The organism is Paenarthrobacter sp. TE3676 (genome assembly GCF_056279165.1).
This window is the reverse complement of the sequence record NZ_JBWBQU010000007.1, coordinates 30,331-46,258: the sequence shown is the minus strand read 5'-3', so window position 1 is coordinate 46,258 and position 15,928 is coordinate 30,331. Positions and strand designations below refer to the sequence as shown.

The following is a 15,928-nucleotide window of genomic DNA, read 5'->3' as shown; positions in this document are numbered from 1 at the left end:
GCAGGCCCCGCAACGCACCGCCTGGTTCGATTGTTCGCGATAAGAACAAGCGTGCGGAATATGAACACTTGTAGTAATCTAAAAAACACCCGGTCAGGCGGCGCCCTCAGAAAGCGCTTAGAGTCCGAGGTGCTGAAGTCAAAGGAGCTTTAGGATGAGCAACCGAGCCGAGTCCGTTCTGGTGGGCCTCATAGGCGAAGGCGTCATGCCCTCGCTCACGCCGCCCATGCACGAACGCGAAGCCGATGTGCAGGGCCTTCGCTTGCTGTACCGCCCCCTGGACCTGCTGGAACTCGCATTGCCGGCCACCGCCGTCGGGGACCTCCTCACCGCAGCCCAGCGGATGGGCTTCAACGGCCTGAACATCACGCACCCGTGCAAGCAGCTGGTGCTTGAGCACCTGGATGAAATTTCCGACGACGCCCGCAGGCTGGGTGCCGTGAATACGGTCCTCATTCAGGACGGCCGGTTCATCGGCCACAACACAGACTTCTCCGGCTTCGGTGCGGCACTCACCTCTGGGCTGCCGAGCGCAAAGCTCGACCGCGTGGTCCAGCTTGGTGCCGGCGGTGCCGGTTCGGCCGTCGCGTATGCGCTCCTCAAAGCAGGGGTCGCCACGCTGGACCTCGTTGACATGGACCCATCCCGCGCCGCTGAACGCGCCGCGGAACTCGGCGGACTCTTCCCTGCGGCCACAGTCACGCCGCGCACTACCGCAGAGCTAAGCGGGATCATGCCCCTCGCCGACGGCCTGGTGCACTGCACACCGATCGGCATGGCCGCGCACCCGGGCCTGCCCCTCGACATCGATCTCCTGGAACCGCGGCACTGGGTCGCGGACATCGTCTACCGCCCGATCGAAACGCAACTGGTCCGCGAGGCACGTGGCAAGGGCTGCGACGTGCTCGACGGAGGCCGGATGGCAGTCGGCCAGGCGGCTGACGCCTTCCAACTCATCACCGGACGCGAAGCTGATCGTGAACGGATGCGGGCGCACTTCCTGGAGCTGATCGCAGTGGAAGACGCTGCGGCTGCGCTGACCCCCGAGCTGACGAAGGCGGGCAACTGATGCGCACCGGAATCGCCACGGTTTGCCTGTCCGGCACGTTGAAGGAGAAGATGCAGGCCTGCGCCATCGCGGGCTTCGACGGCATCGAAATCTTCGAGCAGGACCTCGTCACGTCCCCACACAGTCCTGAAGACGTCCGGAAAATGGCCGCGGACCTCGGCCTGGGATTGGACCTCTACCAACCGTTCCGGGATTTCGACGGCGTCACTCCGGACCTGCTCAAAGCCAACCTTCGCCGGGCCGAGGCCAAGTTCAAGCTCATGTCCCGCTTGGGAATGGACACCATCCTGGTCTGCTCCAACGTGGCCACGGCCACCATTGATGACGACGAACTCCGCGCCGCGCAGTTGACCGAGCTCGCAGAATTGGCCGGGGACCACGGTGTCAAGGTTGCCTACGAGGCCCTCGCCTGGGGTAAGTACGTCAACGACTATGAGCACGCGTACCGTCTGGTTGAAATGGTTGACCACCCCAACCTCGGCACCTGCCTGGACTCGTTCCACATCCTTTCCCGCGACTGGGACACCGCGCCGATCGAGAACATCAACGCGGACAAGATCTTCTTCGTCCAAGTCGCCGACGCCCCTAAACTGTCCATGGATGTGCTCTCCTGGAGCCGCCACTACCGCGTTTTCCCGGGTGAGGGCCAGTTTGAGCTCGCCAAGTTCATGGGCCATGTAGTCCGCGCAGGATACACAGGTCCGGTCTCCCTCGAAGTCTTCAACGACGTCTTCCGTCAGTCGGACACCGAGCGCACGGCCGTCGACGCCATGCGCTCCTTGATCTGGCTCGAGGAGCAGAGCGCCAAGTGGCTCGCGAGTAGCCCCACGGAAACTGAAACCGCGGCCGGCAACGGCAGTGCGTCCCGCCGTCGTTATCCCATGGAACTGGCCACGCTGCCCAAGGTGAACGAGCCCGCCGGCTTCAACTTCGCCGAGGTCAAGGCCGACGACACCGCGCAGCTTGAGAAGCTCCTGGGCCAGCTCGGCTTCGAATTCGAAGGCCGCCACCGCACTAAGGACGTCCAGCTCTGGACCATGGGACAGGCCCGCGTGATCATCAACGAGCAAGCGGCATCGCACTCGGAACCGGCTATCGCAGCATTGGGGTTCGACGTCGACTCTCCGGTGATTGCCTCCGCTCGCGCCCAGCAACTCAAGGCGCCGGTAGTGGCTCGCAAGGTCCAAGCCGACGAGGAAGTCTTCCAAGGCATCTCAGCTCCGGACTCCACCGAGATTTTCTTGTGCCAGGGCAGCGCCGATGGCACCGCTGCGTGGACGCATGAATTCGGCGAAGGGCTGGAGCACTCCGCAGCGCAGCAGAATGCCGTCATTGACCACGTGAACCTCGCCCAGCCCTGGCAGCACTTTGACGAAGCTGTCCTCTTCTACACCAGCGCCCTTGCCCTTGAACCGCAGCCTTTCGCCGAGGTCCCCAGCCCCAGTGGGCTGGTTCGCTCGCAGGTCATGGAGACCAGCAACGGAGCGGTCAGGCTGGTCTTGAACCTGGCACCCGCGCAGCAGGCACAGGCAGCCCGCAAAACGTACCAGGAACACATCGCCTTCGCCGTGGACGACCTCGTGGCTACGGCCCGGGCCGCCCGCGATCGTGGCCTTGAGTTCCTGCAGATTCCGGCCAACTACTACGAGGACCTGGACGCCCGGTTCGATCTCGACCCTGGATTCCTGGCCACCCTCAAGGAGCTCAACCTCCTGTATGACCGGGACGCCAACGGCGAATTCCTCCACTTCTACACCGCCACCGTGGGCAGTGTGTTCTTCGAAATGGTGGAGCGTCGAGGCAACTACGACGGCTACGGGGCGCCCAATGCTCCCGTACGCCACGCCGTCCAATACGACTCGCTCCACCGGGTTTAGGCCCGCCGCCCAGCAAACCAAGAGAACCAATAAACCGAAAGGAGCCGGCCGTGCCGCAAGAACAGACCGCACAAGTCACTACCGCAGAAGCGCTCGAATCCGAGGAACTCGTACCGCCCGCAGAGGCGCACGCCGCGCACGTTTCCCCCAAGAAGGTGGAAACCCAAGCGGACCTCAGTGCTGAGATGAAGGGCATCAGCGACCGCTACGCGGAGGCCCTGAAGAACGGCCGGGGGCCGGAGACCATGCCGCGTCTGGACTACGCGCCGTACCGCAGCAGCATCTTGCGCCACCCCACCAAGAGCCTGCACCACGCGGACCCGGAGACGATCGAACTTTACTCGCCCGCTTTCGGCCACCAGGACGTGCACGCGCTGGAATCCGACCTGACCATCCAGCACAACGGCGAGCCGCAGGGTGAGCGCATCATCGTTGCAGGCCGTGTACTTGATGGCGACGGTCGCCCTGTTGCCGGCCAACTCGTGGAGATCTGGCAGGCCAACGCCGCCGGACGTTACATCCACAAGCGCGATCAGCACCCCGCCCCGCTGGACCCGAACTTCACCGGCGTCGGCCGTTGCATCACCGGTGACGACGGCTCCTACAGCTTCACCACCATCAAACCCGGCGCGTACCCGTGGAAGAACCACCTGAACGCCTGGCGTCCGGCGCACATCCACTTCTCCATGTTCGGATCAGAATTCACGCAGCGCATCGTCACCCAGATGTACTTCCCGGGTGACCAACTGTTCCCGCTGGACCCCATTTACCAGTCGATCGTGGACCAGGACGCCCGCGACCGCCTCGTGGCTGAGTATGATCACGAGCTCACCAGCCCCGAATGGGCGCTCGGCTACAAGTGGGACATCATCCTGACCGGTTCCAAGCGGACCTGGACAGAGAACGAAGCATACGGCGACGCCGGGGACGAGGAGTAAGCACATGGGCAAGCTGACACCCACACCGGGCCAGACCGTAGGCCCCTTCTACGGCTACGCACTTCCCTTCAACAAGGACAACGAACTGCTGGCACCAGGCAGCCCAGGCAGCATTCGCCTGCAAGGCACGGTATACGACGGCTCGGGCAGCACCATCCCGGACGCCATCCTGGAGATCTGGCAGCCGGATTCCGACGGTAACATCGTCCAGCGCACCGGCTCCCTGGTCCGCGACGGCTACACGTTCACCGGCTGGGGCCGCGGCTCTGTTGGCAACTCCGGGGTGTACACGTTCACCACGGTCAACCCCGGACCCACGGCTCCCGGAGCGGCGGCGTTCATCTCCGTGGCCGTCTTCGCCCGCGGACTCATGAACCGTCTCTTCACCCGCGTTTACTTGCCGGAAAACGAGGAAGCGCTGGCCAACGATCCGCTGCTGCGCTCCTTGGAACCCGAACGCCGTAAGACGCTCATCGCCCGCCGCGACCCCGACGGAGGCCTCACTTGGGACATCCGCCTGCAGGGCGGCGATGAGACCGTCTTCCTGGACTTCCAACAGGACGGCTCGCTGGAAACCAGCGTCAACGCCGATCATTCTGCAGGGAAAAACAAGGCATGATCCACGGCGACTTCGGCCTCCTCAGCCCCGTCTCGGCGTCGTCCGCTGTGGCGGCACTGACGGGCGACCATGCCGTCATTGCGGCAATCCTCGACGTCGAAGCCTCCTGGGCTGGTGTCCTCGAGGAAGCGGGGCTGGTCCCTGCCGGCTCCGCCGCTGTGGTGGCCGAAGCCGCCGACGCCGGCTCATATCACGCAGCCGAAATCGCCGAACGCGCCCAAGGTGGCGGCAACCCGGTGATTCCGCTGCTCGGCGACCTGCGTGCCCGGGTCAAGTCCTTGGACACCTCCGGCATCGGCGCGGCCAAAGCTGTCCACACCTCGCTGACCAGCCAGGACGTCCTCGACTCCGCCCTGATGCTGCTCGCCAGCCGGACCGTTTCTGCTTTGCTGGTTGACCTAAGAAGCGCGACGACGGCGCTCGCCACCTTGGTAGGGGAACATGCGGAAACGCTGTGCGTGGGAAGGAGCCTGACGCAGCATGCGCTGCCGTACACGTTCGGGCTCAAGGCTGCCCAGTGGTTCCAGGGTGTCGCGGCTGCGGCTGCCCGGCTGGAGTTGCTTCAGTTGCCGGTTCAGTTTGGCGGGGCCGGTGGAACGCTGGCTTCGGGGACCAGGTTGACTGCGGGATCTGCTTCCACGCCGTTCGATCTGGCCGATTCCTTGGCGTCCCGGCTTGGCCTCGCACCAGCTCCTGCTCCCTGGCACACCAACCGCCTCCCTGTCACGGCGCTGGGGGATGGCCTCGCTGCCCTCCTCGATTCCTTCGGGAAGATCGCCGCGGACTTGCTGTTCCTGAGCCGTCCTGAAGTGGGCGAGCTCGGCGAACCGTTGGCCGCCGGACGCGGGGTATCCTCGGCCATGCCGCAGAAGCAGAACCCGGTGCTGTCGGTTTTAATTCGCAGCGCGGCGTTGCAGGCTCCGGGGCTGGCATCACAGTTGCACCTGGCCGCTGCGACCTTCAACGACGAGCGACCAGACGGCGCCTGGCACAGCGAGTGGCCTGCCCTCCGTCAGTTGCTCGCGTTGGCCTTGGGCGCAGCCGGGCACCTTCGCGAACTCACAAAGGGCCTCCGTGTCTTCCCCGATGCGATGCGCCGGAACCTGGAGATCTCGGGACCGCTGCTGCTCAGCGAAGGTGTGGCGGCCGCCGTCGCCCCGCTCCTGGGTGAGGACGGAAAGCAGAAGCTGCAGGCCGTCGTCGACGAAACCCTCAAGGCACCTGCCGCAGAGCAGGGCCGGATTTACACCAAACTCCTGCGCGAAACCGTCCCCGCGGACAAGCTTTCTGATGCCGAACTTAAGGCGCTCCTGGACCCCGCCAGCTACCTCGGTGAAGCATCCAGGATCGCACGGCGCGTGCTGGCCGCCTACCCCGACTTCGTGGCGCCAGCCGAAAACACCGGAACCCCAACGAAGGGAGCCACTCGTGGCTAAGCCAACTGTCAAGGCCGTGCTGCTTTCCCCGCAGCGCGAACTGGGAACCAATCCGCTCCTGGTGGTGGGTCCGTCGTTGGGTACGTCCACCGTTCTCTGGACGGAAACCGCGGCACTCCTGGGCGACGACTTTGACGTCATCGGCTGGGACCTCCCCGGCCACGGCATCTCGCCGACCGTCACCGAAGGTTTCGATGTGGCGGAACTGGCTGACGCCGTCGTCGACCTTGTCGACTCTGTTTCGCCGGGCGCAAGGTTCCACTACGCGGGTGTCTCGCTGGGTGGGGCCACCGGCCTGCAGCTCGGCATCAAGCACGGCGACCGACTGCTCAGCCTGTCCGTCCAGTGCAGTGGCGCCAAGCTCGGCACGCCGGAAGGCTGGTTGGAGCGTGCGGAAACCGTCCGCAAACTGGGAACTCCCGTGATGATCCAAGGTTCCGCGGAGCGTTGGTTCGGCCCGGGGTTCATGGACCGCCAGCCTGAGATCAGCAGCCGCCTCCTGCATGCCCTCCGCGATGCCGACCGCTTCGGCTACGCCTTCTGCTGCGAGGCCCTCGCCGTGTTCGATGTCCGCGAGCAGCTCGGCAGCATCGCCGTCCCCACACAGGTGATTGCCGGCGTCGAGGATTCAGTAGCGCCGCCGTCGGTCGCTGAAGAGACGGCAGCAGGCATTCGGGCGGGCGGTGGATTCGCCGCGGTGGAAACGCTCGACGGCGTAGGTCACCTCGCCCCCGCAGAGGCACCGGCCGCTGTGGCAGGGCTGATGCGCACTTTCATGAAGGAGAACGGACGATGAGCACTGCTTCCGAAGACAACGGCGCAGTACGGAATGGTGCCGTGCAGGCGGATGCCACCGCCCAGGACATTTACGACGCCGGCATGGTGGTCCGCCGCGAAGTGCTCGGCGACGCACACGTGGATCGGGCCAACGCCGCCAAGGATTCCTTTACCGAGGACTACCAGGACATGATCACCAGGATTGCCTGGGGTGGCATCTGGACGCGGCCCGGCCTGAGCCGGCAGATGCGCTCCGCCGTCACCCTCACGGCACTGGTGGCGCACGGTCACTGGGAGGAGCTCGCCATGCACGTCCGGGCGGCCCTCAACAACGGCCTGAGCAGGGATGAAATCAAGGAAATCCTGCTGCAGACCGCCATCTATTGCAGTGTGCCGTCGGCCAATTCGGCCTTCAAGACGGCCCAAAAAGTATTCGCCGACATCGACGCCAACGAACCCAACTAGCCCCCCACCGCCACCCAACTGAGTAACAGCAAACGTCCCACTGAGGGCCCATAGCGACGTTTGCTGTTACGCAGTTGGGAAAGAGAACGAAGGAAAACCCATGAACCAGGCTTTCGTGTACGACGCCGTGCGCACGCCCTTTGGCAAGTTCGGCTCCGGTCTTGCTGCTGTCCGTCCTGACGACCTTGCTGCCCACGTGGTCCGCGAGTCCGTTCGCCGCGCGCCGGGGTTGGATGTTGAGCGGATCGACGAGGTGGTGTTCGGCAACGCCAACGGCGCAGGAGAGGAAAACCGCAACGTTGCCCGCATGGCCACCTTGCTGGCCGGCCTTCCGGTCTCGATTCCGGGCACCTCGGTGAACCGGCTGTGCGGCTCGTCGCTTGACGCGGCCATCATCGCTTCGCGGCAGATCAACGCCGGCGACGCCGACCTCATGCTGGTGGGTGGCGCTGAGTCAATGTCCCGTGCTCCGTGGGTGCTGCCGAAGACGTCCAAGCCGTACCCGGCCGGTGACATGACACTCGCGTCCACCACTTTGGGTTGGCGCCTGGTGAACCCGGCCATGAACAAGGACTGGACCATTTCCTTGGGTGAAGCCACCGAACGCCTCCGTGAGAAGTACGGGATCACGCGTGAGCGGCAGGATGCCTTTGCGGCTGATTCGCACAATCTGGCCGACGCTGCGTGGAACGAAGGCTTCTACGATTCGTTGGTCTCGCAGGTTCCCGGCACTGACCTGGTCCGTGATGAAGGCATCCGTGCCGGATCATCGGCGGAGAAGCTGGCTGGGCTGAAGACCGTTTTCCGGCCTGAGTCTGACGGGCTCGACGGCGGTACGGTCACCGCCGGGAATGCCTCACCTCTGTCTGACGGTGCTTCGGCCGCATGGATCGGTTCCGAGGCCGCTGCCGGGATTCTTGGTTTGGAGCCCCTGGCCCGCATCGCTGGCCGTGGCGCGCACGGCAACGACCCCCAGTTCTTCGGCTTCGCACCCGTGGAGGCCGCGAACAAGGCCCTCGCGAAGGCGGGCATCGGCTGGGACCAAGTTGGCGCCGTCGAACTTAACGAAGCGTTCGCCGCGCAATCGCTGGCGTGCGTTGACGCGTGGGGGATCGACCCCTCAATCGTGAACCAGCACGGCGGGGCGATCGCGATGGGCCACCCGCTCGGTGCTTCCGGTACGCGCATCCTGGGAACGCTCGCCCGTTCCTTGCAGGCTTCCGGGCAGCGCTGGGGCGTCGCAGCGATCTGCATCGGCGTGGGCCAAGGCCTGGCCGTGGTGCTCGAAAACGTTACTGCCGGCGCATCGGCACAGGAGGGTTAAGGATCATGCTGAATTTCATTGACACTGTGGGCGATGCTGTCGCCGGCATCAAGGACGGCTCCACGGTAATGATCGGTGGGTTCGGCAACGCCGGGCAGCCGTTCGAACTGATCGACGCGCTGATGGATTGCGGCGCGAAAGACCTGACCGTGGTGAACAACAACGCCGGTCAGGGAGATCAGGGCCTGGCGTTGCTGATCAAGGAAGGCCGGGTCCGCAAGATGATCTGCTCCTTCCCGCGGCAGTCCGATTCCTGGCACTTCGATGCCAAGTTCCACGCCGGTGAGATCGAGCTGGAGTTGGTCCCGCAGGGCAACCTGGCCGAGCGCATCCGGGCTGCGGGCGCTGGAATTGGCGGTTTCTTCACGCCCACCGGATACGGCACCACGCTGGCCGAAGGCAAGGAAACCCGGTTGCTGGACGGGAAATGGCAGGTGTTCGAAACGCCGATCCACGCCGACGTCGCCCTGATCAAAGCACTCAAAGCCGACGGCAAGGGCAACCTCGTTTACCGCAAGACCGCACGGAACTTCGGCCCCATCATGGCTTCCGCTGCCAAGCACACCATCGTGCAGGTCTCGGAAATCGTGCCCACCGGTTCCCTGGATCCGGAAAACGTGGTGACACCGGGGATCTACGTCAACAGCGTGGTCCGCGTCGGCGGTTCCAGCGCAGAACAGGTGGCCTGATCATGAGCACACAAACCAGCATCCAGACCTCGGAGAAGCCGCTGGGCCGCGACGAACTCGCCCAATTGGTGGCCCGCGACATCGTCCCAGGTTCGTTCGTGAACCTGGGTATCGGACAGCCGACACTCGTGTCCAATTACCTCACCGAGGAACAGAACATCACGCTCCACACGGAGAACGGGATGCTCGGCATGGGCCCGGCCGCTCTTGGGGATGACGTCGATGGCGATCTAATTAACGCCGGCAAGATCCCCGTCACCGAACTGCCCGGAGCCTCGTACTTCCACCATGCCGACTCGTTCGCGATCATGCGCGGCGGGCACCTGGACATCTGCGTGCTCGGTGCGTTCCAGGTTTCCGCAACGGGTGACCTCGCCAACTGGCACACCGGCGCCCCGGACGCCATCCCCGCCGTGGGCGGTGCAATGGACCTGGCTACAGGCGCCAAGGACGTCTTCGTGATGATGACGCTGCTGACGCGCGAGGGCGTGTCCAAACTCGTGGAACAGTGCACCTATCCGCTCACTGGCGTCGGCTGCGTCACCCGCGTGTACACGGACAAAGCAGTGTTCCTGACAGGTCCCGATGGCGTCACCGTGCGCGAGACCTTCGGCTGCACCTTCGAGGAAATCCAGGAGCTCGTACCGCTGCCCCTGAAGAATGCAGAGTAGGCCCCGCAAGTTGCACGCTCCCCGTTGTGAGGCCCGCTCTGCTGGGTATTTCGGGAACTTAGCCTGCAGAGTAGGCCCCGCAAGTTGCGCGCTCCCCGTTGTGGGGCCCGCTCTGCTGGGTATTTCGGGAACTTAGCCTGCAGAGTAGGCCCCGCAAGTTGCACGCTCCCCGTTGTGGGGCCCGCTCTGCTGGGTATTTCGGGAACTTAGCCTGCAGAGTAGGCCCCGCAACGCACCCTAGGATTGGTAACCATGACCGATTCCCCAGTAACCCCGCAGGCCAGCGACCAGTATGTTCAGTCGTTGGCACGGGGTCTGGCCGTGATCCGGGCGTTCGACGCAAATAACCCGGTGATGACCCTCAGCGAAGTCGCAGCCCGCACGGACCTGACGCGCGCCACCGCCCGGAGGTTCCTGCATACCCTGGTTGAACTCGGCTACGTCCGCACCGACGGCAAGACCTTCGCGCTCACGGCCAAAGTGCTGCAGCTTGGTTACTCGTACTTGTCGGCGTTGTCCCTGCCGCAGTTGGCCCAGCCGCACTTGGAACAGTTGAGCCTGAAGCTGGGGGAGTCGACGTCCGCCGCGGTCCTGGACGGTCCGGACATCTTCTACGTGGCCCGCGTCGCCACGCGCCGGATCATGAATGTGGGGATCACCGTGGGCACGCGATTCCCGGCTTACGCCACATCCATGGGTCGCGTCCTGCTGGCCGGTTTGCCGCAGGCCAAGTTCGAGGCCTACCTCTCGACGGCGGAACTTACGCCGATCACGCCGCGAACCGTCGCCAGCGTTCCCGACTTGAGGGCCGCCGTCGAGCATGTCCGTTCGCAAGGGTGGTGCCTTCTGGATCAGGAGCTGGAGATCGGGCTGATGTCCATTGCAGCGCCGGTGTGGAACCACAACAATGGCGACAACGTGGCCGCGATCAACGTGTCCCTGCAAGCTCAGGCAGTCGCGTCCCAGCCGAACCCGGTGAAGTACCTCGACGCCGTGCGCCAGGAAGTGGTCGCGACGGCCAAGGCCATCTCGCAGGATGTTTCCGCCAAGCACTAACCCACCAATGTAGGTCGCAGATCATGCCGTTATGAGGGCTCAAAACGGCATGAACTGCGACTCAGTTGGGTCCGGACGGGACTATTTCCGGATCGCTGCCAACCGCGTCTCCAGGATCCGGCGCACCATGGAGTCCGGCACGGGATTATCCGCAGAAAACCGCAGCGTTCCCGGCGACCACGAATAACCCCCAAGCTCCTCCGACATCTCCGGGAGGATCTGCCCGCTGAACGGGTACAGGGCCAGGTGCTTTGTGGTTTCCTGCACGCTCAGGAAGCCCTTGCCATCAACCAGCAGCGCGGGCATTCCGTAGCTGATGCCTTCTTCGGCGTCGGGGGCCAACTCGCGGGCGATCCCCACAATCCGCTCCAGAATCGAGCGGTTGGCCTCGCTGACGCCCTCAAGATATTCGGTGACGGTTCCCATAGGGACATGCTTCACCACGGGCACCGCAAGGGCCAGAGGTTTAGCGTTCCGGAATCACCGCGATGCCCTGGATTTCGATCAGGGCCTCCTTCTGCCAGAGGCGCGTGACGCCGATACCGGCCATTGCGGGGTACTGCGAGCCCGCCATTTCCCGCCAGATTCGTCCGATTTCGCGGCCGTTCGCCATGTAGTCGTCCACGTCGGTGAGGTAGATGGTCACGTTGACCAGGTCTTCGGGCTCTCCGCCGGCCTCCCGCAGCGTGGTGATCACGTTGGAGAACGCCTGCGTGAACTGCTCCACAATCCCGCCGGGAACGATGTTCATGTTCTTGTCCAAGGCAGTCTGCCCGCCCAGGAAGACGGTGTTGCCGGCCAGGATGCCGTGTGCGTAGCCGGATGGTTTGGCCAGCGATTCCGGGTTGATCGTTGTGTGGCTCATGCTGTTCCTCCTCGTTGTGGCAACTGCAAAAACTTTTGGAAAGCCTCTGTGCAGATCATTTCCGCCGTGCTACGTTGAGCATATGTGACGATCGTAAAAAAGTCGACACATCATAAAATCTCGAAGGGAACCCCGCAATGAAACTAGCCACCTTGCGCACGGCCGGCGGAAGTACGACGGCGGCACTCGCCACGGGTGCCGGCTCTTACATCGCGTTGCCCGCCACTGACGTCGGGGCACTCCTGGCGCAGCCGGAGTGGCGGTTGGTCGTCGAGAAGGCAGCAGGGGCTGCCGCGTCCAAGGAGCAGAAAGTCATCGCGGCAGGCGAAGGAGACCTCGCACCGCTCCTTCCCCGCGCCGGCAAAGTCATCTGCTGCGGTCTGAACTACGGGGACCACATCCAGGAAATGGGACGCGAGCTTCCCGAGTACCCCACCCTCTTCGCCAAGTACGCGGACACCCTGATCGGAGCAAACGACGCTGTGGAAGTCCACGGCAGCGGCCGCGTCGACTGGGAAGCCGAGCTCGCCGTCGTCGTGGGTTCTGAACTGTTCCGCGCGGACGAAGACCAAGCCCGTGAAGCAATCGCCGGTTACACAGTGGCCAACGACGTTTCCATGCGCGACTGGCAAAACCGGACCCTGCAATGGTTCCAAGGCAAAGCCTGGGACGGCACCACCCCTGTAGGCCCGGTCATGGTCACGGCAGATGAAGCCGGCGAACATTTCGACGTCCGCGGTTACGTCAACGGCGAGCTTGTGCAGCAGGGGAACACCAGCACATTGGTGTTCGGCCCGGCACAGCTCCTGTCCTACATTTCGCAATTCACCACCCTGCGCCCGGGCGACCTCGTCCTCACCGGCACGCCCGGGGGAGTGGGGATGGGAATGACCCCGCCGCGCTTCCTCAAAGACGGCGACATCCTCACCACCGAAATCGACGGGATCGGCCGGCTGGAGAACCAGTTCCGGATCCACGCACCAGTCCCGGCAAACGCCTAAAAGCCTCACACCTCAACAAAGGAGAGACCCATGAGCCAGACCACCACCGAATACCGTCTCGAAGGCGACAACTCCATCTACGCGCAGGCTGACGGCAAGGTTGTCCCCGTTGTCACCCGCGCCGGTGCCGAAAACACCAACACGGCTCAATCCGGCGATTGCATCCGCGTCTCCGGCGTGAGCATCCAGCACACCCCGGCAACCAAGATCTGGTTCGGCCAGGTGTCCAACACCCCCGGCTACCGCTCACTCCCGCACCACCACGGTGAGGCAGAGACCGGTGGCTACGTGCTCCGCGGCCACGGCCGGATCTACTTCGGCGAGAACTACTCAGAGTTCATCGACATGAAGGCCGGCGACTGGGTATTCGTTCCGCCGTTCATGCCCCATGTCGAGGCCAACATGTCCATCACGGAGGAGCTCGTCTGGCTCACCGCGCGCACACCGGAGAACCTCGTGGTCAACCTCGAAGATGTCGCAGACGAAACTCTCGCCGACTACCGCCGGGCCTAAGCCATGATCACTGGAACTCTGACGTCCGAGACCTTCCTCAAGGCCGTTGAACTTACGCCCGCAACGGCCGAGGTTTTCGACGAAGCCTATGAAGCAACCACCCAGTACGTGCCGTGGCCCAAAGCCTATGGTGGAGACATGGTGGCACAGGCTGCGGCCGCAATGATGCGGTCCGTTGATGCTGACAGGACTTTGCACTCGATGCACAGCTACTTCATGCGTCCCGTGGATATCGGTTCCAGTGTCCGCTACGAAGTGGAGCGTCTCCGGGACGGCCGCGGGTATTCCACCCGCACCGTCAGGGGCTTTCAGAACGGCAAGCCCGTCTATGCGGCCATGGGCTCGTTCCAGGTTCCCGAGAACGGGCCGGACTTCCAGCCCGAGGCTCCTGCCGCCGTCGAGCCTGAATCGCTGCGGACCGCTGCCGAAGCGTTGGACGCAACGGATGGTCCGGCGGCGGACTACTGGTCCACGGGCCGCAGCTTCGATATGCGTCATATTCCAGGACCGGTATATATAGAACTGGAAGGCGGCTCAGTGCCGCAGCAGGCGATATGGGTCAAGGCCTTTGATGCCCTGCCTGACGACGCCGACCTGCACCGCACAGCGTTGGCTTACGTCTGCGATTACACAATTTTGGAGCCGCTGCTCCGGGTGAACGGACTCAATTGGTCCAGCCCGGGACTCGCCACCGCCAGCTTGGACCACTCGATGTGGTTCCACCGCGACGGTCGCGCTGACGACTGGGTGCTCTACGCCCAGGAAGCTATCTCCGGTCAAAGCAACAGGGGCCTCGCCATGGGCCGCTTCTTTGATCGGCAAGGAAGACTGCTGGCCACGGTGGCCCAAGAGGGCATGATCCGGGCCGGCTCCTAAGCAGTTTTGCCCCCAACCCCACTCCGCTTCAACGACGCACCACTGAAAGGAACGGCCATGAGCATGATGCCATCGGCCCACGTGGACACGTTCACCCGCGACCACTTGCCACCCGCCGATACCTGGCCTGCGCTTGAATTCACCCTTCCCGAACTCCACTACCCGGAACGGCTCAATGCTGCTGCCGTACTGATCGACGATGGCGTCGAACAGTACGGCGCGGACAGCCCGGCCCTGCGGACCCCGGACGGCGTTGTCTGGACCTACGGCCAGCTTCAGCAGCGTTCCAACCAGGTGGCCCAGGTCCTCACTGAAGACCTCGGTGTTGTGCCGGGCAACCGCGTGTTGCTGCGCGGGCCCAACAACCCCTGGATCGTGGCTGCCTGGCTCGGCGTGCTGAAGGCAGGCGCCGTGGTGGTCACCACCATGCCCATGCTGCGCTCCAACGAAGTCTCCACCCTCATCGGTCTCACCAAGCCGGTGGTGGCCATCTCTGATCACCGCTTCGTGGACGAGCTCAGGGTCGCGGCGGGGGACCAGGTTAAGGTCCTGACGTACGGGTCCGACGACGACGACCTCACCTCCCGCTGTGGGCAAAAGAGCGGAGTGTTCACGGCTGTGGACACTTCAGCGGACGACGTTGCGCTGCTGGGTCCGACGTCGGGCACCACCGGTGTGCCGAAGGTGACCATGCACTTCCACCGGGACATCCTGGCCAACGCGGACACCTTCGCCCGCTTCATCCTTGAGCCAACCGCCGATGACGTCTTCGCCGGTTCCCCGCCTTTGGCTTTCACCTTCGGGCTGGGCGGCCTTGTGGTCTTCCCCCTCCGTTTCGGCGCGTCTTCGCTCCTGACTGAGAAAGCCGGACCCGTGGAACTGGCAGAGCACGCCGCAGCGGCTGGTGCCACGATCCTCTTCACGGCTCCCACTGCGTACCGGGCCATCCTGAAGGAGAAACGGGGGGACCTCCTCCGCGGCCTCCGAGTTGCCGTCTCTGCTGGAGAGCACTTGTCCAAGGAGACCTGGGAAGCTGTCCGCGAGGCTACCGGCCTGCGCCTGGTCAACGGAATCGGCGCTACTGAGCTGCTCCATGTGTTTATTTCCGCCGCCGGCGATGACATCCGCCCAGGAACCACCGGGCGCGCTGTTCCGGGGTTCCGGGCCACCATCCTGGACGACGACGGCAACGAACTCGGCCCGGGCAGCATCGGCCGCCTCGCCGTGATCGGCCCTACCGGGTGCCGCTACCTCGACGATGCCAGGCAGGCAAACTACGTGGTCCGGGGGTGGAACGTCACCGGCGACACGTTCGCCATGGACGCCGACGGGTACTTCACGTACCAGGCGCGCTCGGACAACATGATCGTCTCCTCCGGTTACAACATCGGCGCACCCGAGGTTGAAACGGCCATCGACCAGCACCCCGATGTGGTGGAAAACGCCGTCATCGGAGTTCCGGACGAAGAGCGAGGCAGCATAGTCTGCGCTTTCATCGTGCTGCGCGAAGGTGTCACCGGCGATGCCTCAAAGCGCAAGGACATCCAGGACTTCGTGAAGCAGGCCATCGCCCCGTACAAGTACCCCCGGGACGTCCGCTTCGTCAACGAACTGCCACGCAATCCCAGCGGCAAACTCCAGCACTTCAAGCTCCGCGACAGCCTTCTCGCCGAGGGCGTTATAGCGAACGCGAACCAGACCGAACAACTTACCCCCGCCGGCCAGAGCCAGGCCTGAGAAGGAGCAACACCC

Annotated in this window: 17 protein-coding genes; 15 read left to right on the top strand and 2 right to left on the bottom strand. The window is 64.1% G+C overall.

The features are described 5' to 3' along the window. The first annotated feature begins 154 nt into the window (after positions 1 to 154). The 11 genes from ACZ881_RS16675 (at position 155) to ACZ881_RS16625 (ending at position 10,921) form a co-directional block, all read left to right on the top strand. On the top strand, positions 155 to 1,069 hold the full coding sequence (locus ACZ881_RS16675; protein ID WP_476117127.1) for a shikimate dehydrogenase: 915 nt from the start codon (positions 155 to 157) through the stop codon (positions 1,067 to 1,069). Further along, the gene (locus tag ACZ881_RS16670; protein WP_476117125.1) at positions 1,069 to 2,946 is read left to right on the top strand and encodes a bifunctional sugar phosphate isomerase/epimerase/4-hydroxyphenylpyruvate dioxygenase family protein; all 1,878 of its coding nucleotides are present in this window, start codon (positions 1,069 to 1,071) and stop codon (positions 2,944 to 2,946) included. The genes ACZ881_RS16675 and ACZ881_RS16670 overlap by 1 nt, the downstream gene beginning before the upstream one ends. A gap of 50 nt (positions 2,947 to 2,996) precedes the next feature. After that, positions 2,997 to 3,884 carry a protocatechuate 3,4-dioxygenase subunit beta gene (gene pcaH / locus ACZ881_RS16665; protein ID WP_476117123.1) on the top strand — a complete coding sequence of 296 codons (888 nt, stop codon included), beginning with the start codon at positions 2,997 to 2,999 and terminating at the stop codon, positions 3,882 to 3,884. Positions 3,885 to 3,888: 4 nt separating this feature from the next. Then, positions 3,889 to 4,503, top strand: coding sequence for a protocatechuate 3,4-dioxygenase subunit alpha (gene pcaG, locus ACZ881_RS16660; protein WP_476117121.1), 615 nt, complete (start codon positions 3,889 to 3,891; stop codon positions 4,501 to 4,503). Then, positions 4,500 to 5,939, top strand: a complete 1,440-nt coding sequence (locus tag ACZ881_RS16655) for a lyase family protein (RefSeq protein WP_476117119.1) — start codon at positions 4,500 to 4,502, stop codon at positions 5,937 to 5,939. Before pcaG ends, ACZ881_RS16655 begins: the two co-directional genes overlap by 4 nt. Next, positions 5,932 to 6,735, top strand: coding sequence for an alpha/beta fold hydrolase (locus tag ACZ881_RS16650; protein ID WP_476117117.1), 804 nt, complete (start codon positions 5,932 to 5,934; stop codon positions 6,733 to 6,735). The genes ACZ881_RS16655 and ACZ881_RS16650 overlap by 8 nt, the downstream gene beginning before the upstream one ends. Then, a complete protein-coding gene (pcaC, locus tag ACZ881_RS16645; protein ID WP_476117115.1) occupies positions 6,732 to 7,181 on the top strand; it encodes a 4-carboxymuconolactone decarboxylase in 450 nt (149 codons plus the stop codon). The genes ACZ881_RS16650 and pcaC overlap by 4 nt, the downstream gene beginning before the upstream one ends. Before the next feature lie 100 nt (positions 7,182 to 7,281). Then, a complete protein-coding gene (locus ACZ881_RS16640; protein ID WP_476117113.1) occupies positions 7,282 to 8,505 on the top strand; it encodes a thiolase family protein in 1,224 nt (407 codons plus the stop codon). Between the two features lie 5 nt (positions 8,506 to 8,510). Continuing rightward, a complete protein-coding gene (locus ACZ881_RS16635) occupies positions 8,511 to 9,194 on the top strand; it encodes a 3-oxoacid CoA-transferase subunit A (RefSeq protein WP_476117111.1) in 684 nt (227 codons plus the stop codon). 2 nt (positions 9,195 to 9,196) lie between these two features. Further along, complete coding sequence (locus ACZ881_RS16630; RefSeq protein WP_476117110.1) at positions 9,197 to 9,865, top strand: 3-oxoacid CoA-transferase subunit B; 669 nt, start codon at positions 9,197 to 9,199, stop codon at positions 9,863 to 9,865. A 252-nt stretch (positions 9,866 to 10,117) separates the two neighbouring features. Beyond that, entirely contained in the window at positions 10,118 to 10,921 is an 804-nt protein-coding gene (locus ACZ881_RS16625) for an IclR family transcriptional regulator domain-containing protein (protein WP_476117108.1), read from the top strand. Positions 10,922 to 11,002: 81 nt separating this feature from the next. On the opposite strand, the gene ACZ881_RS16620 is transcribed toward ACZ881_RS16625, so the two are convergent. Continuing rightward, positions 11,003 to 11,347 carry an iron chaperone gene (locus ACZ881_RS16620; protein WP_476117106.1) on the bottom strand — a complete coding sequence of 115 codons (345 nt, stop codon included), beginning with the start codon at positions 11,345 to 11,347 and terminating at the stop codon, positions 11,003 to 11,005. 40 nt (positions 11,348 to 11,387) lie between these two features. Continuing rightward, positions 11,388 to 11,786: a RidA family protein gene (locus tag ACZ881_RS16615; protein ID WP_017197358.1), complete on the bottom strand. Its 399-nt coding sequence runs from the start codon at positions 11,784 to 11,786 to the stop codon at positions 11,388 to 11,390. Positions 11,787 to 11,923: 137 nt separating this feature from the next. Here ACZ881_RS16615 and ACZ881_RS16610 point away from each other — a divergent pair, with 137 nt between their 5' ends. Genes ACZ881_RS16610 through ACZ881_RS16595 form a run of 4 tightly spaced genes read left to right on the top strand, consistent with a single transcriptional unit; the run spans position 11,924 to position 15,913 of the window. Next, positions 11,924 to 12,787, top strand: a complete 864-nt coding sequence (locus ACZ881_RS16610; RefSeq protein ID WP_476117104.1) for a fumarylacetoacetate hydrolase family protein — start codon at positions 11,924 to 11,926, stop codon at positions 12,785 to 12,787. A 30-nt stretch (positions 12,788 to 12,817) separates the two neighbouring features. Continuing rightward, positions 12,818 to 13,300 (top strand): cupin domain-containing protein, encoded by a 483-nt coding sequence (locus ACZ881_RS16605; protein WP_476117102.1) that lies wholly within the window; start codon positions 12,818 to 12,820, stop codon positions 13,298 to 13,300. Positions 13,301 to 13,303: 3 nt separating this feature from the next. After that, positions 13,304 to 14,176 (top strand): acyl-CoA thioesterase, encoded by an 873-nt coding sequence (locus ACZ881_RS16600; RefSeq protein ID WP_476117100.1) that lies wholly within the window; start codon positions 13,304 to 13,306, stop codon positions 14,174 to 14,176. A 57-nt stretch (positions 14,177 to 14,233) separates the two neighbouring features. Then, positions 14,234 to 15,913, top strand: a complete 1,680-nt coding sequence (locus tag ACZ881_RS16595) for an AMP-binding protein (RefSeq protein WP_476117098.1) — start codon at positions 14,234 to 14,236, stop codon at positions 15,911 to 15,913. Positions 15,914 to 15,928 lie beyond the last annotated feature (15 nt).

Excerpts from the sequence above, each read along its gene's own strand:
- ACZ881_RS16630 (WP_476117110.1), top strand. The coding sequence starts at position 9,197 with ATGAGCACACAAACCAGCATCCAGACCTCGGAGAAGCCGCTGGGCCGC.
- ACZ881_RS16640 (WP_476117113.1), top strand. The coding sequence starts at position 7,282 with ATGAACCAGGCTTTCGTGTACGACGCCGTGCGCACGCCCTTTGGCAAG.
- ACZ881_RS16655 (WP_476117119.1), top strand. The coding sequence starts at position 4,500 with ATGATCCACGGCGACTTCGGCCTCCTCAGCCCCGTCTCGGCGTCGTCC.
- ACZ881_RS16635 (WP_476117111.1), top strand. The coding sequence starts at position 8,511 with ATGCTGAATTTCATTGACACTGTGGGCGATGCTGTCGCCGGCATCAAG.
- ACZ881_RS16625 (WP_476117108.1), top strand. The coding sequence starts at position 10,118 with ATGACCGATTCCCCAGTAACCCCGCAGGCCAGCGACCAGTATGTTCAG.
- ACZ881_RS16620 (WP_476117106.1), bottom strand. The coding sequence starts at position 11,347 with ATGGGAACCGTCACCGAATATCTTGAGGGCGTCAGCGAGGCCAACCGC.
- ACZ881_RS16605 (WP_476117102.1), top strand. The coding sequence starts at position 12,818 with ATGAGCCAGACCACCACCGAATACCGTCTCGAAGGCGACAACTCCATC.
- pcaC (WP_476117115.1), top strand. The coding sequence starts at position 6,732 with ATGAGCACTGCTTCCGAAGACAACGGCGCAGTACGGAATGGTGCCGTG.
- ACZ881_RS16610 (WP_476117104.1), top strand. The coding sequence starts at position 11,924 with ATGAAACTAGCCACCTTGCGCACGGCCGGCGGAAGTACGACGGCGGCA.
- ACZ881_RS16600 (WP_476117100.1), top strand. The coding sequence starts at position 13,304 with ATGATCACTGGAACTCTGACGTCCGAGACCTTCCTCAAGGCCGTTGAA.
- ACZ881_RS16675 (WP_476117127.1), top strand. The coding sequence starts at position 155 with ATGAGCAACCGAGCCGAGTCCGTTCTGGTGGGCCTCATAGGCGAAGGC.
- ACZ881_RS16670 (WP_476117125.1), top strand. The coding sequence starts at position 1,069 with ATGCGCACCGGAATCGCCACGGTTTGCCTGTCCGGCACGTTGAAGGAG.
- ACZ881_RS16615 (WP_017197358.1), bottom strand. The coding sequence starts at position 11,786 with ATGAGCCACACAACGATCAACCCGGAATCGCTGGCCAAACCATCCGGC.
- pcaG (WP_476117121.1), top strand. The coding sequence starts at position 3,889 with ATGGGCAAGCTGACACCCACACCGGGCCAGACCGTAGGCCCCTTCTAC.
- ACZ881_RS16595 (WP_476117098.1), top strand. The coding sequence starts at position 14,234 with ATGAGCATGATGCCATCGGCCCACGTGGACACGTTCACCCGCGACCAC.